Annotated in this window: 19 protein-coding genes; 14 read left to right on the top strand and 5 right to left on the bottom strand. The window is 68.8% G+C overall.

Annotated features, from left to right (window positions below):
* Positions 1-343: 343 nt before the first annotated feature.
* The 4 genes from BMZ17_RS17950 to BMZ17_RS17935 all read left to right on the top strand — a co-directional run bounded on the left by BMZ17_RS17950 (position 344) and on the right by BMZ17_RS17935 (position 4,892).
* Positions 344-1,705 carry a 2-oxoadipate dioxygenase/decarboxylase HglS gene (locus tag BMZ17_RS17950; protein WP_093142132.1) on the top strand — a complete coding sequence of 454 codons (1,362 nt, stop codon included), beginning with the start codon at positions 344-346 and terminating at the stop codon, positions 1,703-1,705.
* Between the two features lie 254 nt (positions 1,706-1,959).
* Positions 1,960-2,451, top strand: a complete 492-nt coding sequence (locus BMZ17_RS17945) for a hypothetical protein (protein WP_217645842.1) — start codon at positions 1,960-1,962, stop codon at positions 2,449-2,451.
* Positions 2,452-2,615: 164 nt separating this feature from the next.
* Positions 2,616-4,334 carry an acid phosphatase gene (acpA, locus tag BMZ17_RS17940; RefSeq protein WP_093142124.1) on the top strand — a complete coding sequence of 573 codons (1,719 nt, stop codon included), beginning with the start codon at positions 2,616-2,618 and terminating at the stop codon, positions 4,332-4,334.
* Between the two features lie 138 nt (positions 4,335-4,472).
* On the top strand, positions 4,473-4,892 hold the full coding sequence (locus tag BMZ17_RS17935; RefSeq protein WP_217645841.1) for a DoxX family protein: 420 nt from the start codon (positions 4,473-4,475) through the stop codon (positions 4,890-4,892).
* A 10-nt stretch (positions 4,893-4,902) separates the two neighbouring features.
* Here the strand turns inward: BMZ17_RS17935 and BMZ17_RS17930 are convergent, their stop codons facing one another.
* Positions 4,903-5,787 (bottom strand): LysR family transcriptional regulator, encoded by an 885-nt coding sequence (locus BMZ17_RS17930; RefSeq protein ID WP_093142117.1) that lies wholly within the window; start codon positions 5,785-5,787, stop codon positions 4,903-4,905.
* A gap of 101 nt (positions 5,788-5,888) precedes the next feature.
* Here BMZ17_RS17930 and BMZ17_RS17925 point away from each other — a divergent pair, with 101 nt between their 5' ends.
* Positions 5,889-7,151, top strand: coding sequence for an MFS transporter (locus BMZ17_RS17925; RefSeq protein ID WP_093142113.1), 1,263 nt, complete (start codon positions 5,889-5,891; stop codon positions 7,149-7,151).
* Positions 7,152-7,234: 83 nt separating this feature from the next.
* Here the strand turns inward: BMZ17_RS17925 and BMZ17_RS17920 are convergent, their stop codons facing one another.
* Together BMZ17_RS17920 and BMZ17_RS17915 are read right to left on the bottom strand one after the other, a co-directional pair.
* On the bottom strand, positions 7,235-9,193 hold the full coding sequence (locus BMZ17_RS17920; protein WP_254775428.1) for a S8 family peptidase: 1,959 nt from the start codon (positions 9,191-9,193) through the stop codon (positions 7,235-7,237).
* A 110-nt stretch (positions 9,194-9,303) separates the two neighbouring features.
* A complete protein-coding gene (locus tag BMZ17_RS17915; RefSeq protein WP_093142106.1) occupies positions 9,304-12,942 on the bottom strand; it encodes a YadA-like family protein in 3,639 nt (1,212 codons plus the stop codon).
* A gap of 133 nt (positions 12,943-13,075) precedes the next feature.
* Here BMZ17_RS17915 and BMZ17_RS17910 point away from each other — a divergent pair, with 133 nt between their 5' ends.
* The gene (locus tag BMZ17_RS17910) at positions 13,076-14,488 is read left to right on the top strand and encodes a sensor histidine kinase (protein WP_093142103.1); all 1,413 of its coding nucleotides are present in this window, start codon (positions 13,076-13,078) and stop codon (positions 14,486-14,488) included.
* Here BMZ17_RS17910 and BMZ17_RS17905 read toward each other — a convergent pair.
* Positions 14,469-15,209, bottom strand: coding sequence for a response regulator transcription factor (locus tag BMZ17_RS17905; protein ID WP_254775427.1), 741 nt, complete (start codon positions 15,207-15,209; stop codon positions 14,469-14,471). The two genes, BMZ17_RS17910 and BMZ17_RS17905, sit on opposite strands and share 20 nt — an antisense overlap.
* A gap of 136 nt (positions 15,210-15,345) precedes the next feature.
* Complete coding sequence (locus tag BMZ17_RS17900) at positions 15,346-16,068, bottom strand: SDR family oxidoreductase (RefSeq protein ID WP_093142095.1); 723 nt, start codon at positions 16,066-16,068, stop codon at positions 15,346-15,348.
* Between the two features lie 73 nt (positions 16,069-16,141).
* Here BMZ17_RS17900 and BMZ17_RS17895 point away from each other — a divergent pair, with 73 nt between their 5' ends.
* The 8 genes from BMZ17_RS17895 to BMZ17_RS17860 all read left to right on the top strand — a co-directional run bounded on the left by BMZ17_RS17895 (position 16,142) and on the right by BMZ17_RS17860 (position 22,865).
* The gene (locus tag BMZ17_RS17895; protein WP_093142090.1) at positions 16,142-16,774 is read left to right on the top strand and encodes a TetR/AcrR family transcriptional regulator; all 633 of its coding nucleotides are present in this window, start codon (positions 16,142-16,144) and stop codon (positions 16,772-16,774) included.
* The gene (locus BMZ17_RS17890) at positions 16,771-17,610 is read left to right on the top strand and encodes an NAD-dependent protein deacetylase (protein ID WP_254775425.1); all 840 of its coding nucleotides are present in this window, start codon (positions 16,771-16,773) and stop codon (positions 17,608-17,610) included. Before BMZ17_RS17895 ends, BMZ17_RS17890 begins: the two co-directional genes overlap by 4 nt.
* Positions 17,611-17,808: 198 nt before the next feature.
* Positions 17,809-18,909, top strand: a complete 1,101-nt coding sequence (locus BMZ17_RS17885; RefSeq protein WP_093142085.1) for an NADH:flavin oxidoreductase/NADH oxidase — start codon at positions 17,809-17,811, stop codon at positions 18,907-18,909.
* A 46-nt stretch (positions 18,910-18,955) separates the two neighbouring features.
* Complete coding sequence (locus tag BMZ17_RS17880; protein WP_093142413.1) at positions 18,956-19,831, top strand: NAD(P)-dependent oxidoreductase; 876 nt, start codon at positions 18,956-18,958, stop codon at positions 19,829-19,831.
* Between the two features lie 64 nt (positions 19,832-19,895).
* Positions 19,896-20,360: a hypothetical protein gene (locus BMZ17_RS17875; RefSeq protein WP_139203002.1), complete on the top strand. Its 465-nt coding sequence runs from the start codon at positions 19,896-19,898 to the stop codon at positions 20,358-20,360.
* 196 nt (positions 20,361-20,556) lie between these two features.
* Entirely contained in the window at positions 20,557-20,979 is a 423-nt protein-coding gene (locus BMZ17_RS17870; protein ID WP_093142410.1) for an XVIPCD domain-containing protein, read from the top strand.
* Positions 20,980-21,025: 46 nt separating this feature from the next.
* Positions 21,026-21,877, top strand: coding sequence for a formyltetrahydrofolate deformylase (gene purU, locus BMZ17_RS17865; RefSeq protein WP_093142076.1), 852 nt, complete (start codon positions 21,026-21,028; stop codon positions 21,875-21,877).
* 232 nt (positions 21,878-22,109) lie between these two features.
* Entirely contained in the window at positions 22,110-22,865 is a 756-nt protein-coding gene (locus BMZ17_RS17860; protein ID WP_093142071.1) for a glutathione S-transferase family protein, read from the top strand.
* Positions 22,866-22,872: the final 7 nt, after the last annotated feature.

The following is a 22,872-nucleotide window of genomic DNA, read 5'->3' as shown; positions in this document are numbered from 1 at the left end:
TCAACCTCACCAGCAGTGCCGGAGCCGTCGAAGCGGGCCGCGAATTATGCGGACTTCCCGTGATTCGTCAAGTACTTCCGAAGAAGTCTTTTCAAGTCACTTTTATTGGCTCCGGTAAAGCCCGGATCCGCCGAAGTGGGCCGCGGATTATGGGCCGTTTCGCCAAGGCGTCAAGCCCTTTCTTCGCAACCGCATCGGGATGCCGCGCTAGCCCTTCTATGACGGGCAGCTTGTTATAGAGAAGCAAGAGAAAGCACATGGCGGATGGCGCCACGCACGCAGACAATAGCGGCCTGCCGGACGCGTCCCACCGCGCCAGGCCTTCCCTCGCTTGGAGCGTTCGATGTCCCGCAACTTCATGTCTTCCGATGAGATCCGCAGCCTGTTCGCCCAGGCCATGTCGGACATGTATCGCAATGAGGTGCCGTTGTACGGCGCGCTGATGGAACTGGTCGCCAAGGTCAATGCCGAGACGCTGGCCGCTAATCCCGCGCTGGAAGACCAGCTGACCCGCAATCACGAGCGGGCGCGCCTTGATCAGGAGCGTCACGGTGCGATCCGCGTCGGCACCGCGGAGGAGCTGACCATGCTGCGCCGGCTGTTCGCGGTGATGGGCATGGTGCCCGTGGGCTATTACGACCTCTCGGTTGCGGGCGTGCCCGTGCACTCGACGGCGTTCCGCCCGGTGACGGCCGAAGCGCTGGCACGCAATCCGTTCCGTGTGTTCACGTCCTTGCTGCGTCTGGAATTGATCGAGGATGCCGAGCTACGTGCGGAGGTTGATGCCATCCTGCAGCAACGCGACATCTTCACTGAAGGCGCGCGGGCGCTGATCGCGCAGTGCGAGCGCGATGGCGGATTGGAAGAAGCTGATGCGCGTCAGTTCGTCAGGGAGGCACTGGAGACCTTCCGCTGGCATGGGGATGCGACGGTGTCGCACGCCACCTATCACGCGCTGCACGACGCGCATCGGTTGATTGCTGACGTTGTGTCGTTCCGCGGTCCGCATATCAACCACCTGACGCCGCGGACGCTGGACATCGATGCGGCGCAGGAAGAAATGCAGGCACGCGGCATCGATGCCAAGGCGGTGATCGAAGGGCCGCCGCGTCGCTTGGTGCCGATCCTGTTGCGCCAGACCAGCTTCAAAGCGCTGGAGGAGGCCGTTGCGTTTCCCGGCGACAGCGGCACCGAGCGCGGCACGCATACCGCGCGATTCGGCGAGATCGAACAGCGCGGACTGGCGCTCACGCCGAAAGGCAGGGCGCTGTACGACCAGCTGCTCAACCAGGCCCGAGAGGCAGGCGGTGCAGGCAGCACCGGCGGCGACTACAGCGAGCGCCTGGCGGCCGCCTTCGCCCAGTTCCCGGATGACCTCGACACCTTGCGGCGCGAAGGACTGGGCTACTTCCACTATGCATTGACCGAGCGTGGCCTTGCAGAATCCAGCAGCGCGCGGTCGCTTCCGGCCGAAGCGCTGATCGCCGCAGGCTTGGCGACGGCAGATCCGATCGTTTACGAAGACTTCCTGCCTGTCAGCGCGGCAGGCATCTTCCAGTCGAACTTGGGCGGGGCCGAGCAGCATGCGTATGCGGCGCATGAGAGCCGGGATGAGTTCGAAGCCGCACTTGGGGCGAAGGTGGCGGATGAGTTCGCGTTGTATGCCGACCTGGAAGCCGCCTCGCTTGCCGCCCTCAGGCAGTGACCAGGCGAACGCTCGGGTCACGCACTTCCTATTGACCCGGCCCGCGAGGAGGAGGACAGTCAAATGACGTCCACGTACCGAGGCACGTTATGTCTGGCGTGCAATCTACGACGTGGGCACATCCGAGGCTGAATAGCGAAGTCGGGCTAGGACGCCTTTGACGAGGACGTTGTGCAAGCGGCTGCCACGCCGCACCCAACCTATCTAGAGGAATGGATGACATGAAAAGGATTGCGCTTTCCACGCTGTTTGCCGTGCTGGTGACGGCCGCTTCGGGCGCTTCAGCCCAGATGGCCTTGCCGGAGGGGATCACGATTTCGCCGGTGTCTTCTGATCTGGTGCCGGTGCTGGTGAAGGTCAATAAACAAGGCGAAGTGACCAGCGTGTCCGCGCCCATCCGCCTGAAAGCGGCTTGGTCGCGCCTGATGCGTGAGAACATCAGCGAGATGATCACGGCCCCGGCCATGAAGGACGGCAAGCCGGTCAACAGCCAGGTCATTTTCATAATGGCCATCGAGACGGCACCGCGCGCGGACGGCAACTATGACGCGAGCTTCACCACGCGCGAGATCAGGCAGGCGCCGACCGGCACATTCTCCTGGAAGGTGCAGGATGGGCGCTATTCGCTGGTCGACAACAACGCCATCCGCCAGGCACATCGTTTCGATCTGCCGTCTTCGCCGCCGCCGATGCCCAGCAGCCGCGACGTGTCGCCGCCGCCGACCAGCCCGGCACCCAAGGCCTGAGGGTTGTCGATGGATTTTCCAGCATGTGGAAAGTTGATGTCATGAGCTGACACACAACGGGCACTGGCGTCCGTGACTTTCATGCCTGACGGCGGTCATGTGGGTTGTGCACACTGGGAGGCGCTCCGTGAGGGGCGCCTTCTTGTTTTGATGACCGGTCTACGATGAGCCAGCACGACGACGACACTTCAGATTCTTCCCGTCCTTCCGATCCACAGCGCCGGCGTTTGTTGGGCGGCTTGGCCGCTGCAGGTGCGGCGTTGGCGGCCGGAGGCGAGGCGGCTGCCGCTGCCAACAAAGCCGCAGCTCAGGGCAACAAGCCCGCAAGCTCCGGCGCCACTGCTTCAAGCACGCCAGTCACCGATGCGCAGCTGCGCGACCACGTGCAGAATGTGGTGGTGCTGTTTGCCGAGAACCGCAGCTTCAACAATCTGTTTGCGGATTTCCCGGGATTGCAGCAGCCGCTGAAGGCGCTGGATCCGGCCAAGGCGATGCAAAAGGATCGCAACGGCCAGCCGTTCAAGACGCTGCCGCCGATCTGGGGCGGGCTGGTGCCGGACGTGCAGGTGGTCAACCACCGCAGTTATCAGATCAAGCAGGATGCGGTCACCGGGCTGGCGAACGCGCCGTTCGCGCTGAAGACGCCGCATGGCGAGCCGCTGCCGCATGGCGTGGTTACGCGCGACCTGGTGCACGAGTTCTACCGCAACCAGATGCAGATCAATGGCGGCAGGAACGATGGCTTCGTTGCCTGGGGCGACAGCGGCGCGCTGTTGATGGGTCATTACGGCGACTCGGCGGTGAACCTGCGGCTGTGGCGCCTGGCCCAGCAGTACACGCTGTGCGACAACTTCTTCATGGGCGCGTTCGGCGGTTCGTTCCTCAACCATCAGTACCTGGTCGCCGCGCAGCCGCCGTTCTATCCCGATGCGGACAAGAGCCCGGCCAAGCTGCACATCGCCAAGACCGCCGACGGCAAGCCGACCGGCAAGGCGCTGATCCCGGCCGAAGACAGCCCCAAGAGCGCGATGGACGGCGTGGCCAAGTTCACTTCGCGCCCGACGCTGACGCCCGACTTCTGGACGGTGAACACGATCGGCCCGCCCTACTCGCCCGGCTTCAACGTCGACAAGGCCAATCCCGCGTTGGCCGACGCGACCAGCGCCAACACCTGCCCGCCGCAGGTGCACAAGCACATCGGCGACATGCTCAGCGCCAAGGGCCTGGATTGGGCCTGGTACGGCGGCGCGTTCCAGGCGGCGCTGGACGGCATGGGCGACAGCGTGGATGGCAATTTCCCCAGCCATCCCAACTTCCAGGCGCACCACCAGCCGCTGAACTATTTCGCCACGCTCGCGCCGGGCACGCCGGCGCGCAAGCAGCACCTGCGCGATGGCGGCCTGGGCGAGACCGCGGCGACCAACAAGTTCCTGGCCGATGCGCAGGCCGGCAAGCTACCGCCGGTGGCGTTCTACAAGCCGCAGGGCAACCTCAACATGCACGCCGGCTACTCGGACGTGGAAGCCGGCGACCGCCACCTGGCCGCGATCGTGCACGCGCTGCAGAACAGCCCGCAGTGGAAGCACATGGTCATCGTCATCACCTTCGACGAGAACGGTGGCTGGTGGGATCACGTGGCGCCGCCCAAGGGCGACCGCTGGGGTCCGGGCACGCGCATTCCGGCACTGGTGATCTCGCCGTTCGCCAAGCGCGGGCACGTGGATCACACGATCTACGACACCGGCTCGATCGCGCGCCTGATCACGCGCCGCTGGGGCCTGGACAAGCTGCCGGGCTTGAAGCTGCGCGAAGAGGCGATGGTCGCCGCCGGTGGCCCGCCGCCGGGCGATCTCACCGGCGCGCTGGATTTCAGCAACGCCTGAGATGTGATCGACAGACAAGGCCGCCGCAACGCGGCCTTGTTCTTTCACGGACTGGGCGCGGGCCGCGGCCTAGATCACGGCATCGCCGCGCGACACGCGTAAGGTCTTCGGCCTGGACGCGCATCGAGAAGACGCATCTTGCCCAAGCCAACGCCCCTGCTGTTGCATGCCCGTGGTCCCGTGCCGTTGGGCCGCGGGCGCGTGGCCGGCATCGTGTTCGTGTTCCTGTGGTTCCTGCTGGGCGGGATCGCGCACTTCGCGTTGACCCACGCTGAAATGCGGATCGTGCCTCCGTACATCCCCTGGCCGTGGCTGGCGGTGATCGTCAGCGGCGTCTTCGAACTGCTGGGCGCTGCCGGTTTGCTGTGGTGGCGCAGCCGGCGCGCTGCGGGCATTGGCCTGTTCCTGCTGACGCTGGCCGTCACGCCGGCGCACGTTTACATGCTGCAACAGCCGGAACGATTTGGCGTGCCGGTGTGGGCGCTGGTGCTGCGCTTCCCGGTGCAGGTGGCGCTGCTGGTGCTGATTGCCTGGAGCACGGCCGCGCCCAAGCGCTGAACCGCGTGGGTCAGCGCCTGGCCAGGGCCAGCAGCTGGCGCAGCGCCGGAGGCGTGTGGACGTGCTCGGGCATGGACGCCAGCGCCAGCCGCGCCATCGGCACGCGGCCTTCGATCTCGAGATAACGCACGCCCGGCAGCTGCAGCTGGGCGGTGGATTCGGGCACGACCGAGACGCCCAGTTCGGCCGAGACCAGATTCACGATCGAGGACATCTGCGGCGCTTCCTGGGTGATGGCCAGGCTGAAGCCGGCCTGCCGGCAGGCGCTGAGGATCTCGTCGTAGAGGCTGTTGCCGAAGCTGCGCGGGAACAGGATGAAGGGTTCGCCGATCAGCGCCGACAGCGGCGCGCGGGTCTTTGCGGCCAGTGGATGCGCAGCGGGCACGGCGATCTTCATCGGCTCGTCGGGGAACTTGATCAGCTGCAGCTCGGCGGGCGTGGACACGCTATAGCGGATGAAGGCCGCATCCAGGCGGCCGTCGGCCAGCGCGGCGAGCAGCCCGGCGGTATTGGTTTCCTCCAGCGCCAGCTCGACCGCCGGCCAGGCGCGGCGGTAGTCGCGGATCAGCGCCGGCACCACCGGATTGAACGCGGCCGAGGCGGTGAAGCCCAGGCGCAGGCGGCCGCTCTCGCCGCGGGCGGCGCGGCGCGCGGAATCGGCCGCGCGATCGACGTCGACCAGCACCCGGCGCACTTCCACCAGGAACGCCGCGCCGGCATCGGTCAGGCGCGCGCCCTGCGGCGTGCGCACGAACAGCGGCGTGCCCAGCTCCTGTTCCAGCGCCTGGATCTGCTGGCTCAAGGGCGGCTGGTTGATGCCCACGCGCGCGGCGGCGCGGGTGAAATTGCCTTCCTCGGCCACGGCCAGGAAGTAGCGCAGGTGGCGCAGCTCCATCTCGCTCCATATCTGAAAAAGATAGCGACCGCCTGCATCATATATTGGACCCGCAGTTCCGGCGGGCCGATACTGCCGGCCCCTGTCCCCAAGCCACGGCCATGTCCCGGCCTTCTGCCAGCGTCGCTCCCCTCGATTCCACCGCCGATGCCGCCCTGCCGCTGGGCCGCATCCGGCTGGCGCTGTTCCTGGCCGGCTTTGCGACCTTCTCGCTGCTGTACTGCGTGCAGCCGCTGCTGCCGGAGTTCGCACGCAGCTTCGGGGTGAGCGCGGCGGCCAGTTCGCTGCCGCTGTCGCTGGCCACCGGCGGCCTGGCGATCGCGATCTTCTGCGCCGGCGCGCTGTCGGAAAACCTGGGCCGGCGCGGGCTGATGTTCGGCTCGATCGCGCTGGCGGCGCTGCTCAACGGCATCGCCGCCTTCATCCCGCACTGGGAAACGCTGGTAGTGGTGCGGGCGCTGTCGGGCATCGCCCTGGGCGGCGTGCCGGCGGTGGCGATGGTCTACCTGGCCGAGGAACTGCCCGCGCACAAGCTCGGCGCGGCGACCGGGCTGTACGTGGGCGGCAATGCCTTCGGCGGGATGATGGGCCGGATCGGCATGAGCGTGCTGACCGATCATTTCGACTGGCGCACGGCGCTGGCGGTGATGAGCGCGTTCGACCTGCTGGTGGCGATCGGCTTCGTGCTGCTGCTGCCGCCGTCGCGCAACTTCGTGCGCCGCGCCGGGGTGAACCTGCGCTTCCACCTGCAGGCCTGGGGCGGGCACCTGCGCCATCGCTACCTTCCGTGGCTGTTCTCGATCCCATTCCTGCTGATGGGCACCTTCGTCAGCGTCTACAACTACGCCGGCTTTCGCCTGGGCGGGCCGGAATTCGGCCTGAGCCAGAGCCAGATCGGCCTGATCTTCAGTGCCTATGTGTTCGGCATCGTGGCTTCGTCGGTGGCCGGCGTCGGCGCCGACCGCTTCGGCCGCGGGCCGGTGGTGCTGGGCGGCACGGCGCTGGCGATCGTCGGCCTGGTGCTGACCGCCACGCACGCGCTGCCGGTGATCATCTTCGGCATCGTGCTGCTGACCATCGGCTTCTTCATCGCCCACGCCGCGGCCAGCGCCTGGGTCGGCCGGCTGGGCCAGGCCAGCAAGAGCCACGCCGCCTCGCTGTACCTGCTGGCGTACTACGTGGGATCGAGCGTGGTCGGCTCGGTCAGCGGCTGGTTCTGGCAGCACGGCGGCTGGAGCGCGCTGGTCGGCTTCTGCCTGGTGCTGCAGGTGCTGGCGCTGATCGCCGCGCAGGTATTGCGCAAGGGCGCGGACGACTCGAAGCCCTACGGCCGCTTCGGCCCGCAGCCGGCGCGCGGGGAATAAAAAAACCCGGTGACGCAGACGGGCGTCACCGGGCAAAGGGAAATCCCAGGCCTGCGCGCAGCGCGCGTAGGTTTTCAGGCGTGTCAGTAGGTCGAGTAGGTCGCGGTCAGGCTGATGCTCTTGTAGCCGCCGGTGCCGCCGACCAGGCGGATGAAGTAGCTATCGGCCACCGGCAAGGCGGTCTGCATGTTCTGCGTGGTGCCTGCACGGACCGAGCTGACGTCGGCATCGCTGCCGTCGGCGCTGGGCGCACGCGTCGCGCGCACGTACATCTTCACCTGGCCGCTGCCGCCGAGCGTGCGGATCTGCAGGTTGCGCGCATTGGCCGGCACGTCCAGGCGGAACAGCTGGGTAGCGCCCTGCGCGGCGCTCTGGCCGGACAGCACCTGGCCCTTGGCCAGCAGCACCGCGTTGGCTTCGTCACCGCCGCCGGCCAGGCCGGCGGCGCGGGCCACGGCCTTGCCGGCATCGATGATGCCCGCGCCTATGCGCAGGGTCGGCTTGATGGGGAACACGTTGGAGGTCTGCGTCAGGATTTCCCGGATCTGCTGGGGGGTTGGAATCGGCTTGCCGGCGTTGAGGGCGGCGCTGATGATCAGCGCGACGACGCCGGCGGTGTGCGGCGAGGCCATCGAGGTGCCGGTGTAGCCGGCATAGGTCGGAGTGCCCGGCTCGTGCGCGCCCAGGTTCAACGTCGACCAGACAAAGCCCGCGCGCACGGTGGTGCCGGTGCTGGGATCGTCGTTGGTGTAAGCGCCGCCGCCCGGCGCGGCCAGGGTAATGGTGCTGCCGAAGTTGGAATAGGAGGCGCGCTTGCCGGTGATGCCGGTGGCGGCGACGTTGATCACGCCGGGGCAGCTGGCCGGGCTGTAGGCGCTGGCATCGCTGTTGTCGTTGCCGGCAGCGACCACCACGGTGGTGCCACGGGCGATGGCGGCGGTGATGGCCTGCGAGGTCACGCCATCGCTGGCGCAGCTGCCATAGCCGCCCAGGCTCATGTTGATCACCTCGGCCGGATGCTGGTTGTCCGGCACGCCATCGACGTGACCACCGGAGGCCCAGGTGATCGCGTCGGCGATGTCGGCGGTGGTGCCGCCGCAATGGCCCAGCGCGCGCACCGGCAGGACCTTGGCCTTGGGCGCCACGCCGATCATGCCCACGCTGTTGTTGGTCAGCTCAGAAATCGTGCCGGCCACGTGGGTGCCGTGCCAGGAGCTGTCGGACTGCTCGTAGCTCTGCGCGCAGCCGCCGTTCTCGACCAGGAACTTGTCGTCGGTGGTCCAGTCGCCCAGGTCCCAGCCGCCGGGCACGCGGCCATCGGTGGCGCGGCCGGAGATGTAGCCGTCGGTGATGAAGTCATAGCCGGCATCGGCCAGCGAAGTGTCCAGGTCCGGGTGAGCGGTGATGCCGGTGTCGATCACCGCCACCACCACGCCGTCGCCGTCGCCGTACTGCCAGGCCGGGATCGCGTTGATGCCGCCCCAGTTGGGGAAGCTGACGCTGGTGTCCTGCTCGGTGTGCTCGGCATGGCCATCGGCCGCGCGCATGTGCCACTGCACGACGGCGTTGGGATCGTTGGGCGCGGTCTGGCCCGGCGGCAGCACCGCCTTGGCGGTGGCGCGGATCGGCTTCATCAGCAGGTTGGGCTCGACGAAGGCGACCGAGGGATCGGCCTTGAGCGTCTGCATCAGGCTGATCAGCTGTTCCTGGCTGAGCTTGCTGGCCGGGCGCACCAGATCGGCGCCGGTGGCCAGGCGGCGCACGCGGTTCAACACCGGCGGCGCCTGGCGGAACTGCGCATTCCACTGGCTGCGCACGGCGGTGGTGGCCATCGCCGACTTGAGCTTGGTCGCGGCGGCGGCGGTGCTGGTGCGCTCAGCCGCGCCGCTGCGGTAGGTGACGATCAGGCCGTCGTAGACCGCGGTGGGCTCGCTGGCCACGCCGGTCTGCAGGGTGGAATAGCGCGCCGCCTGCGCCATGGCGGGCGAGACGGCCAGGGCCAGCGAGACGGCCAGCAGGCTGCGGCGAAGGGGCTTGGACATCGGATTCATCATTGAGGCCTCGGTCGGAAGCGGCCGCGTGCAGCGCGGCCGGTGGTGTGCGGGAAAGGAAGGCCCTGCCCGGCCCGTGCCGGACAGGTCGGGGCTGGGGATTACAGGTCGATGCCGAAGCCGACGCCGGCGGAGGTGTCATCGCCGCTGAAGGCGCCGCCGATGCTGAAGGACGCGCGTTCGCCGATCTGCTTGGCGTAGCCCACCGACAGCGCGGCCTCGCCGTTCTGCCAGCCGGCGCCGGCGGCGATGCGGCCCTTGGCGCTCTTCGAGTTGGCCGCGTTGATGGCCATGTTCATCATGGCCGAGCCCATCGCGCCCATCCGGTCGATGCGCTTGTCCTGCGCGGCCAGCTTGTGGCCCACATCGTTGGACAGCTGGGTGAAGCGGTCGTCCATCGCGGTGAGCTTCTGGTCGGTGTAACTGTTGGCCGACGTCAGCGTGCGCGTCGCGGTGGTGTCGGTATAGGCATTGGCCGTGGCCACCGACTGTGCGTCGCCAGCCTGCATCTGGCCGACGTTGGCCGCGTCGGTCGCTGCGGTACCCGCGGCCACATGCGTGACCTGGCGTTCGCTGCCGGTGCTGCCGACTGAGACGGTATTAGCGCGGTCGGCGACCGAGCCCTGGCCCAGCGCGACCGCGCCTTCGGCCGTGACCGAGGCGCCCTGGCCGACCGCCGTGCCCGAGGCCACGCTCACCGACGCGCTTTCGCCCACGGCCACCGCATTGGTGGCTTCGGCCGCGATGGCGGTGTTGGCGCCGACCGCAGTGCTGCCATCGGCGTTGACCTTGGCGTTGCCGCCGATCGCGGTGTCGTTGGGGCCCGCCGCATACGCGCCGCCGCCAACGGCGGTGCCGTTCTCACCACCGGTCTGTGCGCCAGCACCCACGGCCACGCCATTGCTGCCATCGGCCACGCTCGCGCCATCCGCAGCACCGCCGCCAACCGCCACGCCACCGGCACCACTGCCGGCCGCGGGTGCGGTTTCCAGCGAGGCCAGGCGATCGGACAGGCCACTGAACGCGCCATCCAGCGCGGTCAACGCGTCGCCCACATTGGTGTAGCTGCCGCCCTGGATGCTGTAGCTCGGCAGCACGAAGCCTCCCGCCGCGCTGTAACCGGCGCCGCCGCCGAACGCCGCGGCCATCTCGCCCATGCCGTCGACCGTGGCGCCGCCGGACAGGATCAGGGTGTCGGCCAGTGCGTGCAGCTGGGAGAGGTTCACCGCGTCGGTGTCCTCGGTGCCGGCGGCGATGTTGGTGAGCTGGCGCTCGGCGCCGGCCACGCCGAAGGACACGCTGTTGTCGCGATCGGCATAGCTGCCCGCGCCCAGCGCCACGCTGTTGAGGCCGACCGCCGCGGCGTTGTAGCCCACGGCCAGGCCGCCATCGCCGAATGCGCTGGCACCGGCACCGAACGCTGCCGCCCCCACTCCCGAGGCGCTGGCGATATAGCCCACTGCCGTGGCTTCATCGCCATCGGCGAACGTGCTGGCGCCCAGCGCCGTCGCGCTGGTGCTGGTGGACAACGCCTGCGCGCCCAGCGCGGTGCTGTACATCGCATCGGCATGGCTGTCGAAGCCCAGCGCCACGCCGTAATCGGACAACGCCCACGAGCCCGCGCCGACCGTCGTGCTGCCCAGCCCGTTGGCCTGGGTGGAGATGCCGCCGTTGGTCGCGCCGATGGCCACGCTCTGCTGGCCCTGCGCCAAGGCGGCTTCGCCCACCGCGATGCCGCCGTCGCCGACGGTCTGCGCGCCATAGCCCAAGGCCATGGCGAATGCGCCTGTGACTTCGCTGTAGCCGCCCAGGGCCACGCCGACCGTGCCGGTGACGTAGGCGCCATAGCCCACGCCCGTGCCCTGGATACCGGTGACATACGAGGACGCGCCCAGCGCGACGGCGCCATCGGCCATCGCGCCGGCCGAAGCCCCCATCGCCAGGCCGCCGCTGAAATCCGTATGCGCCGCCCAGCCCACCGCGGTGGAGGTACTGCCCGTGGCCGACGCTGCCGCACCCAGCGCCACTGCCCCGAAGCCGCTGCCGATCGCGCCGATCGAATCGCCGAACGCGCTGCCGAAGTAGCTGCCGCCGATCGCCACGGCCGACTGGCCGGTCGCCTGCGCGCCATCGCCCATCGCAATCGCGGTGTTTCCAGCCTGCACGTTATGGCCGATGGCGATGCCATACGCATCGCTGACCACGGCGCGCGAACCGAGCGCCACGCCGTAATTGCCAGTGGCCTCGGCGCTGCTGCCGGCGGCCAGTGATCCGGTGCCGCTGGCGGTGGCCGTATCGGTGCCGTCGCCGGCGCCGTTGGCGCTGAAATACAGGTCGTCGTCACCGATGTTCTGGGTCATCGACTTCAGCTGCGCGACGTTGACCGCGTCGGTGTCCTCGGTGCCGGCGGCCACGTTGGAGACCTGGCGCTCGGCGCCGGCCACACCGACCGAGACCGTGTTGTCGCGGTCGGCGAAGCTGCCTGCGCCCAGCGCGACGCTGTTGGCGCCGATCACCGCGCTGTTGGTGCCCAGTGCCAGGCCGCCATCGCCGAACGCGCTGGCGCCCGCGCCGAACGCAGACGCGCCCAGCCCCGAAGCACTGGCGATATAGCCGACCGCGGTGGCTTCATCGCCATCGGAGAAGCTTTGCGCACCCAGCGCAGTGGCGCTGGTGCTGGTCGAAATGGCCTGCGCACCCAGTGCGGTGGCGTACATGGCATCGGCATGGCTGTCGAAGCCCATGGCCACGCCGTAGTCGGACAGCGCCCACGAGCCGGCGCCGACCGTCACCGACCCCAACCCATTGGCCTGCGTATACACGCCGGCATTGCTGGCGCCGATCGCCACGCTCTGCTGGCCCTGCGCCAGCGCGCTTTCGCCCAGCGCCGTGGCGCCATCGCCCGAGGCGGTCGCGTAATAGCCCACCGCCACGCCGGCGAAGCCGTCGGCCTGGCCGAAGGTGCCGATGGCAACGGTCGCATCGTTGCTGGCCACGGTGCCGTAGCCCAGCGCGGTCGAGGCCGTGCCGGTGGCATAGGTCGAGCTGCCGAAGGCCGCCGCGTAGACGCCTTCGGCATGGGCCGAACTGCCCACCGCGACCGTGCCCGATTCGATGGCCGAAGAGGACCAGCCCAGCGCGGTGGAGGTACTGCCGGTCGCGCCGGCGTAGGCGCCCAGCGAGACCGCGCCGAAGCCGGTCGCACGCGCGCCGTCGGAGTCGCCATAGGTGCTGCCGAAGAAGCTGCCGCCGATCGCCACGGCCGATTGCCCCGTGGCCTGCGCGCCGTCGCCCATCGCGATGGCCGTATTGCCGGCGGTGACGTTGTGGCCGATGGCGATGCCGTAGGCGTCGGTCACCGTCGCGTGCGACCCGATCGCCACGCCGTAGTCGCCGGTGGCGTCGGCGCCGGCACCGACGGCCACGGCATTGGTTCCGCTGGCGGTGGCGTCATCGCTGCCATCGCCCAGGCCGTTGGCGGCAAAGTAGCTGGCCGCGGCTTCGGCCGACTGCGGCTGCACGGAAGTGGTGTCGTCGTCCTGCGTCGTGGCCGTGCCGGTCGCGCTGGCCTGCGTCGCCGGTGCCGCGGCCGCATTGCCCGAAGCCGGGGCCGTGGCAGCCGCTGGCAGGGCCAGCACCAGCAGCAACGCGGCGGTCAACGGATTGCAAGACAGCGCAGGCAGGATGCGATGGGACGACGTGCGCCCACGGCGCGCGGACGGCATGACAGAGCTGGGCATGGCGGTAGGTCCGGAAAGAGGATGGACACGCCGGCTTCCCCGCGCGGCGTGTGGTGATCCGGATTTAGGCGCAGCGGCCGCACGCGCTCAATGCCCGCAATCTCATGGCTGGCTCACGCTAGACTCACGGCCCATGGGGACATCACACCGCAGTCGGCTCTGGCGCGAACCGTGGGGCCTGCCACTGTGGCGCCAGGCGGTCGCCTGGCTGCGCCGGGTGCCGGCCACCGACTCGATCGATCGCCGCAACGCGCCGGCGCTGCAGGTGCTGCTGATCTTCCTGGGCACCGAGATCCCGCTCAACAAGGGCTACCACCTGCTGACCGCCTCGCGGATCCAGATGGACGCCACGCAACTGGCGGTGGACATCGGCACCGATGCGGCGATGACACTGGCGGCCTGGATCGGCGTGTGGCTGATCCGCCGTGGCAAGGTCAAGCCGGCCACGGCGTTGTTCATCGGCATCACCCTGTGCTCGGGCATCGCGGCCAACATCGCCTTCGGCTACCAGCTGCAGGCCTTCGATCCCTATCCGATGATGCTGCTGACCCTGGCCGCACTGGTGATCGGCCGCTGGGCGCTGTGGGCGGTGTACGTATGCATCCCGGGGATGTTCTGGCTGGGGATGGAAAGCCCGGAGGGCCAGGCCCCCGGTGGCCAGGGCAATCCCTTCCAGAACCTGCCGTCGCTGGCGATGAGCTACTTCATGATCACCCTGGTGCTGGACCGCACCGTGGAGGCGCTGCGCGAAGGCCTGTTCAGCGCGCGCCGCTCGGCCGAGCGCCTGCGCGTGGAAATGCGCGAACGCGAGCGCGTGCAGGAACGCCTGCTGCACCTGCAGAAGATCGAGTCGGTGGGCCACCTGGCCAGCGGCGTGTCGCACGACTTCAACAACATCCTCGGCGCGATCATCGGCTACACCGCCCAGCGCCATCGCCTGCATGAGCTGGACTTCGATCCGGTGACCGACGCGCAGGCCATGGGCGAGGCACTGGAAGGCGTTGAGCTGGCGGCGCAGCGCGGCGTGGCGATCAGCCGCAAGCTGTTGAGCTTCAGCCGACGCGAACTGGCGGTGCCCAGTGACTTCGATGTGGCCGGTGCATTGCGCGAACTGCAGCCGATGCTGCGCCAGCTGTTCGGCACGCACGTGCAGGTACAGCTGGTCACGCCGCCGGCGCCGTGCGTGGTGCACCTGGACCGCGCGCAGTTCGATCTGGTGATGCTCAACTTCGCCGCCAATGCGCGCGATGCGATGCCCGAGGGCGGTACGTTCACCATCGAGGTGTCGATCGAGCAGGCGCAGGTGGTGCTGCGCCTGTCCGATACCGGCATCGGCATGCCGGCCGAGGTGATGCAGCAGGCGTTCGAACCGTTCTTCACCACCAAACCCGCGGGCCAGGGCACGGGCCTAGGCCTGGCGGTGGCGCAGGAGCTGACCCAGCAAAGCGGCGGGAGCCTGTGGGTGGACAGTGCGCCCGGCCAGGGCACGCGCTTCACCCTGCGCCTGCCGCAGGTGGCCGCGCCGCTTACGGTCCCTGCGGGTTGAACAGGTAACCGGCGCCGCGTACGGCGGTGAGCGGCAAAGCCATGCCGGCGCGGTCCTGCACTTTCTGCCGCAGCCGGTGCAGCAGCGCGTCGAGCCGGTGCGGATCGATCTCCAGGCCCATGTCGCCGCCCAGGGTGTCCAGCAGCGATTCGCGCGAGACCAGCTTGCCGCGCGTACGCCACAGGCACAGCAACACGCGCCGCTCGGACTGGGTCAGCGCCACCGCCTTGCCGTCCGGCGAGAACAGGCACCAGCCATCGTCCTGCAGTTGCCACTCGGCCGGGCCGGCGACCGGCGCAGCCTCGGGGCGGGTGAGCCGGCGCGCCACGCTGAACAAGGTCGCGGCCAGCATCTCGATTTCCACCGGCTTGGTGAGATAGGCATCGGCGCCCTGGCTCAGGCCCCGCACCTTGTCCGGCGAGGTGTCGCGGCCGCTCAGGATCACGATGCCCATGCCGGGCCGGCCAGCCTGCAGCTCGCGGGTCAGGCTGAAGCCATCGCCGTCGGGCAGGCCGATATCCAGCACGATCAGGTCGAAGCTGCCGCGTTCCAGCGCTGCATGCAGCTGGGCCACGGTGCGCATCGGCTCCACGTCAAAGCCGTGCCGCGTCAGGCCGGGCACCAGCACGCGATCGCGCAGCACGTCGTCGTCTTCCAGCAGCGCCAGGCGCAGCGCGGTGGAAACGGTCGTGGCGGCGGGCGGCGTGGCGGTCTGACTCACGGAACGGTGGGACTCGGGCAGGTGCGAAGGTCGGCTGGCACGCGGCACGGCTGGCCGCGAGCCCCGCATCCTGCGGGTCGCCCGGAGTATCCCCCGAGCCCGTCCTCGCCGGCAATTCACCGGCAGCGCCTGCCCCTCACCACGGCAGGCGGCCGCCTTCGGTGAAGAAGCTGCCGGTGCCCAGCTCGGACAGCGCCACGCGGGCGACGGTGGTGGCGGCCTGCTCGACGGTGAGCGTGCCGCTGTGGCCGTTGAGGTCGGTGGCGGTGTAGCCGGGATTCACCGCGTTGACCGCGAAGCCTTCCGCGTACAGCTCCTTGGACAGCAGCACGGTAAAGGCGTTGAGCGCGCTCTTGGAGGAGCAGTAGCTCAGCCCGTTGACGAAGGCGTACTTGAAGTTGGGATCGCCATGCAGCGTGGCCGAACCCAGCTCGCTGGAGACATTGACGATGCGCTTGAGCGTGCCAGCACGCAGCAGCGGCAGCATCGCCTGGGTCACCAGCACCGGGCCGAAGACGTTGGTCTCAAAGGTGCCACGCAGCGATTCCAGCGTGGCCTTGGACGGCGGCTCGACATCCAGCGCGATGCCGGCGTTGTTGATCAGCACGTCGAGCTTGCCGCTTCCCTGTTGCACGGTGTCGGTGGCGGCCTGCAGTGCGCGCGCGTCGGTCACGTCCAGCGCCAGCACGCGGATGTCCAGCCCGGCGGGCAGGCTGTCGCGGGCGGCGTGTCCACGCGCGGCATCGCGGCTGCCCAGGTAGACGGTCCAGCCGGCGTTGGCCAGCTGCTTCACCAGGCCCAGGCCGATGCCCTTGTTGGCGCCGGTGACCAGGGCGACGGGCGCAGTCGGTGTATTCATGGTCGGTGTCCTTGCGTTGTCTTCGGGGACACCCAAGATATGGAGGATCTTCCAGCGTGGGAATTCGCATTCCATGAGCGCCCTGCCCGACGCCCTGCAAGCCCGCAAACAGCCGCTCCAGTCGCGTTCCAAGGCGACGGTGGAGGCGATCCGCGAGGCCAGCTTTCAGGTTCTGATCGCCCACGGCCTTGCAGGCAGCACCACCACGCGCGTGGCTGAACGCGCCGGCGTCTCGGTCGGCACGCTGTACCAGTACTACCGCAACCGCAGCACCATGCTGGCCGCTTTGCTGGAATGGCATCTCGATACGGTGGCCACCGCGGTGGAAGATGCCGGCGCGCGCGTGCAGGGCGCCACGCTCGATGACACGGCCACCGCCATCGTTGAGGCCTTCGTCGCCGCCAAGCTGGAACACGAGGAGATCTCGCTGGCGCTGTATGCCATCGCTGAAATGCACGGCGGCCCCGCGCTGGTCGCCGCCGGCCGCGTGCGCATGGAACAGGCGATCATCGCGATGCTTGGCGCGACGCGTGACGCGCGCTTTGCCGATGCGCCGCAAGTCGCAGGCGTGCTGCTTGGCGCCCTGGTCGGGCCGATGTGCGACCTGCTCAATGCCGGCGCGCCGGCCGATCGCGTGGCGCCGCTGCGCATGCAACTCACCCTGCTGGCGCGCGGCTATCTGGCCGCGGCCAGGGTGCAGGCGTGAGCGCGCTGCTGGCGCTGGCTGCGACGGACGCCACGCCGCACGACCTGCGCGATTTCATCGAACGGCACGACCGGATCTTCGTGCTCACCGGCGCTGGCTGCAGCACCGATTCGGGCATTCCCGACTACCGCGACCGCAACGGCGACTGGAAGCGCGCGCAGCCGGTCACCTACCAGGCCTTCATGGGCGAACTGGCCACGCGCCAGCGTTACTGGGCGCGCAGCCTGGTGGGCTGGCCGCGCTTCCTGGCCGCGCAACCCAACGGCGTGCACCACGCGCTGGCCACGCTGGAAGCCCGTGGCCAGGTCTCGATGCTGCTCACCCAGAACGTCGACCGCCTGCACCAGGCCGCCGGCAGTCGCGAGGTGGTCGACCTGCATGGTCGGCTGGACGTGGTGCGCTGCATGGGCTGCGAACGGCGCACGCCGCGCGAGGAGTTCCAGCACGCGCTGATCGACCGCAATCCCGGCTGGCTGGAACTGGAGGCCGGCATCGCACCCGATGGCGACGCGGACCTGGAGGCGGACTTCGCCACATTCGACATCCCCGCGTGCACACACTGCGGCGGCGTACTCAAGCCCGATGTCGTCTATTTCGGCGAGAACGTGCCGCGCGAACGCGTGCAGGCCGCGCAGCATGCGCTGGCGCACAGCGATGCGCTGCTGGTGGTGGGCTCGTCGCTGATGGTCTATTCGGGCTTTCGTTTCGCGCAGTGGGCGCACAAGGCCGGCACGCCGATCGCCGCATTGAACCGCGGCCGCACCCGCGCCGATGCGCTGCTCACGCTCAAGGTGCAGCACGATTGCGCGGAAGCGCTGGCGTTTCTGCTGGCCTGATTGCGCCATGCCCTTGTGGGAGCTGCTTCAGCAGCGATACGGCGTGATCGATCAAGCGGCTGCCACACCAGAGGTAAGGCGTGTCTAAACCACGTGACACGCTGCGCCGCAGGCATGACGCAGTGATCCACCCGTCCGGTTGAGCCGGCCCCGCGCGCGCAGTGCAATAGTGCTCTTGATCGCCAACAGGATTGCCACGTGAGCCAGCTGTTCTCGCCCCTTGCCCTGGGGCCGCTGTCCCTGTCCAACCGCATCGTGGTCGCGCCGATGTGCCAGTACTCGGCCGAGGAGGGCTGCACCAGCGACTGGCACGCGCAGCACCTGGGCACCCTGGCCCAGTCCGGCGCCGGCCTGCTGATCGTCGAGGCCACCGCGGTCGAGCCGCGCGGGCGCATCACCTGGGGCGATGTGGGCCTGTACGACGACGCCACCGAAGCCGCGCTCAAGGCCACGGTGACTTCGCTCCGGCGCTGGTCACCAATGCCGCTCGGCATCCAGCTGGCCCATGCCGGCCGCAAGGCCTCCACGCACAAACCCTGGGATCACGGCGGCGCCGCGATCGCGCCGGAGGGCGAACATGGCTGGCAGACGGTGTCGTCGACCGCGCGGCCGTTCAATGAAGGCGATCCCGCACCGCAGGCATTGGACCAGGCCGGCATCGACGCGATCGTGCAGGCCTTCGTCGACAGCGCGGTGCGGGCGCACCGGCTCGGCTTCGACCTGATCGAACTGCACGGCGCACATGGCTACCTGCTGCATCAATTCCTGTCGCCACTCAGCAACGATCGCCAGGATGCCTACGGCGGCACGCTGGAAAATCGCCTGCGCTTTCCGCTGCAGGTGTTCCACGCGGTGCGCGCCGCGGTGCCGGCCAGCGTGGCGGTGGGCATGCGCATCTCGGCCAGCGACTGGGTCGAGGGCGGCTGGGATGTCGCCCAGAGCGTGGCGCTGGCGCAGGCGCTGGAAGCCCGCGGCTGCAGCTATCTGCATGTTTCCAGCGGCGGCCTGGACCCACGCCAGCAAATCAAACCGGAAGACGGCTACCAGGTGCCATTCGCCAGCGACATCAAGGCCACGCTGAGCACGATGCCGGTGATCGCGGTGGGCCTGATCACCGAGCCGCGCCATGCCGAGCGCATCGTCGCCGAAGGCAAGGCCGATGCGGTCGCCCTCGCCCGCGGCCTCCTCTACGACCCGCGCTGGCCTTGGCATGCAGCGGCCGAACTCGGCGCGACCGTGCACGCTTCGCCGCAGTACCTGCGCTGCCAGCCGCGCAGCGCCAAGGGCCTGTTCGGCTGAGTCGCCGCGCGCCTTTCATACGATCGACACCACACGAGGCATGACGATGGATATCGGATTCCTGGGCCTGGGCGCGATGGGCGCGCCGATGGCGCGCAACCTGCTCAAGGCCGGTCACACGCTACATGTGTGGAATCGCAGCCCGGGCCCGCGCGAAGCCCTGCAACAGGACGGCGCATTGACGTACGCCACGCCCCGCGACGTTGCCATCGCGCCGGTGGTGTTCTCGATGCTGGCCAACGACGAGGCCGTGCGCAGCGCGGTGCTGGACGACGGCCTGCTCGACGCGCTGCCGGCCGGCGCAGTGCACGTGAACATGGCCACCGTCTCGGTCGCCCTGGCGCGCGAGCTGGCCGCGCTGCACCAGGCCCGCGGCGTCGGCTATGTCGCCGCGCCGGTGATGGGCCGCCCCGATGTCGCCCAGGCCGGCAAACTCAACCTGATGGTCGCCGGCACGCCCGATGCCATCGCCCGCGTGCAACCGCTGCTGGATGTGCTGGGCGCGAAGACCTGGCCGTTCGGCGAAGCGCCCGAGCAGGCCAATGCGATCAAGCTGGCGGTGAACTTCTGCCTGGCCAGCGCGGTGGGCACGATGGGCGAGGCCAGCGCCTTCGTCCGCGGCCACGGCCTGGCGCCGGCGGATTTCATCGAGCTGATCACCAGCACCGTGTTCGCCGCGCCGGTGTACCAGGGCTACGGCGGCCTGATCGCCCGCGAGCAGTACAGCCCGGCCGGCTTCAAGCTGGCGCTGGGTTTGAAGGATGTCCGCCTGGCACTGGCCGCCGGCGAAGCCACGCAGGTGCCGATGCCATTGGCCAGCACGCTGCGCGACGGCCTGCTCGAAGGCGTGGCCCACGGCGATGGCGAACTGGACCTGGCCGCGCTGGCCAAGGTCAGCGCGCGTCGCGCGGGACAGCGCTAGTCATCCTGTCACCACGGCGCGCATCACGCGCCGTATGATCGAGGCTTCACCCAAGGAGCTCCACATGAAGACACGGATGTTGTTCGCCCTGCTGTTGCCGTTGCTGGCCGCCTGCGCCACCCATCCCGATGCCCGCCTGGGCAACGCCGATACCATCGCCCCGCGCCAGGCCATCGAACGCGCCGCCGATGCCGCGCCCAAGGTGGTCACCGGGACCTTCGCCATGCCGGTGCGTGCCACTGGCATGCAGCACGGCATCACCTTCCTCAACTCGGAAGCGGACTACCGCGACCAGCGCAACCTGACCATCGCCATCACGCCAATGGCCGCGCAGGCGCTGGAAGACCGCTTCGACGCGCCGCTGTCCAAGGCGCTGGTGGGCAAGGACATCGTCGTGAAAGGCGCGGCGCGCCGGGTCAAGATTTATTTCATCGATGACGACGGCAAGGCCACCGACAAGTACTACTACCAGACCCATGTCCAGGTCACCGCGGCCGACCAGCTGCAGCTGGCCACCGCGCACAGTTGAACACGCGCCCGCGCCGCCCGGCGCGGACCGTGACCGCACGCGCGGTTGGGTTGCAGCGCGGCTTGAGCATCGCCACGCGCTGCGGCTAAGGTGGAGGCACGCGCCGCCGATCCTCGCGGCGCGGTGTCATGGGAGGACACATGCAGGCTGGTTCCATGCCATCGGTGCGGGCATCGCGCACCCCCGGGTGCCGCGCGTGACCGCATCGGCGCAACCGCATTCGTCCGAGGTCATCGGCCCGGATCATCCGGAACATCCCGAGCACCGGCTCTACGAACAGATCGCCCGCGGCGTGCACCAGCTCGACGCCGAGGTCGGCCGCGCGCCGGACGAGGCCAGCGCGCGCATGATCGCCCGGCTGATGCCGCTGGCCCGCGAGAAGGGCTTCCGCCGCGTGGATCACGTGGTGCTGAGCCGCCACATCGGCCTGGTGGAACAGGGCGAAAACGTGTTCCTGGTCCAGGGTCGGCTGGAGGACCCGGGCCACAAGCGCGCCTTCATCACCACCCAGGAAGCGGTGGAGACGCCGGTTGCCGATTCGCTGGCGCGGCTGGACGCAGCCAACGCGCGGCGCAGGAATCGACGCAAACGCAGCCACGACGAACAAGACGACGACTGAAACCATCGGCCGCAAACCGGGCATCGGGCCTTAAAATCCCGGGCCTATGCCCCGCGACCACATCCTCACCCTCTCCTGCCCTGACCGCACGGGCATCGTCTACCGCGTCAGCGGCCTGTTGTTCGAAACCGGCTGCAACATCCTGGATGCCCAGCAGTACGGCGATGCCGATACGGGGCGGTTCTTCCTGCGCGTGCACTTCGACCTGCCACCGGCGCTGGACGCCGACGCGCTGCGCGCGCGCTTCGCGCCGCTGGGCGAAGAGTTCGCGATGGACTGGCAGATCCGCGACGCCAGCGCCAAGGCGCGCCTGCTGGTGCTGGTCAGCAAGCACGGCCACTGCCTCAACGACCTGCTGTTCCGCACCCACAGCAAGCAGCTGAAGGTGGAGATCGCCGCGGTCGCCTCCAACCATCCCGACTTCGGCCCGCTCAGCGCGTCCTACGACGTGCCGTTCCACCACCTGCCGGTCGATGCCGGCAATCGCGTCGAACAGGAACAGGCGATCATCGACCTGGTCGAACGCGAGCGCATCGACCTGGTGGTGCTGGCGCGCTACATGCAGATCCTGTCGCCCAAGCTGTGCGCAGCGCTGGCCGGGCGCGCGATCAACATCCACCACAGCTTCCTGCCCAGCTTCAAAGGCGCGCAGCCGTACCACCAGGCGCACGCGCGCGGGGTCAAGATCATCGGCGCCACCGCGCACTACGTGACCCCGGACCTGGACGAAGGCCCGATCATCGAGCAGGACGTGGCCCACGTGAATCACGCCATGACTCCGCGCGACCTGGTCCGCCTGGGCAGCGATATCGAATCGGTGGTGCTGTCGCGCGCCGTGCGCCGGCACGTGGAGCACCGCATCCTGCTCAACGGCCACCGCACCGTGGTGTTCCGCTGATGGCCTCCTGGTTGCTGCTCGCCTTGCTGGCGCTGGCCGCGGGCCTGGTCTTGGCCCTGGTGGCCGTGGGCATCAAGCTGCTGCTGGAGAAGCGCAAGCGCTGAGCCGAGCTTGTGGGAGCTGCTCTACATCGCCGCTGAAGCGGCTCCCACATCATCCACATGCACGCATCACGACGCGCGGTGATGCCAGGCGCTAGGCTGCGACTTCCACACCAACAAGGGAGCCACGCATGAGCACGCCGATCTATCACGTGGTGGGTAGCTACCTGTCGCCCTACGTGCGCAAGGTGCTGGTGTGCATGGACCTCAAGGGCCTGCGCTACACCATCGATCCGATCGCGCCGTTCCTGGGCGGCGATGAATTCGAACAGCTCAGTCCACTGCGCCGCATCCCGGTGCTGATCGACGGCCCGCGTGTGATCAACGATTCCAGCGTGATCTGTCAGTACCTGGAGGATCGCCACCCCACGCCATCGCTGTATCCGGTCGACATCGGCGAACGCGCCCAGGCGCGCTGGCTTGAGGAATACGCCGACGCGCGCCTGGGCGAGGTCATCGTGGCGAAGATGTTCTACCAGCGCGGGCCCAAGCGCTTCCTGTTCAAGGAAGCCACTGACGAAACCGCCTTCAACCACGCGCGCGATGTCGAACTGCCCGCCTGCCTGGACTGGCTGGAACCGCAGATGCCGGCCGACGGCTTCCTCCTGGGCGCACTTTCGATTGCCGATATCGCCATCGCCAGTTTCTTCCGCAATGCCGCCTTCGTGCGCTTCGAGATCGACGCCATGCGCTGGCCGCGCAGTGCGGCGTGGCTGCAGCGCATGTTCGCCCTGCCCGCGTTCGCGCGGCTGGCGAAGATCGAGGACACCATCGCCCGCGTGCCGCTGCCGGAGCAGGCGCCGGTCCTGCGCGCGCTGGGCGAGCCGGTGAGCGCAGAGACGCTCGGCACAACGATGCCACGCAAGGGCGTGATGCGGCTGGATTAGGCGAACG

The organism is Pseudoxanthomonas sp. GM95 (assembly GCF_900109775.1).
Taxonomy (GTDB): domain Bacteria; phylum Pseudomonadota; class Gammaproteobacteria; order Xanthomonadales; family Xanthomonadaceae; genus Pseudoxanthomonas_A.
This window is presented reverse-complemented; position numbering and strand designations above follow the sequence as displayed.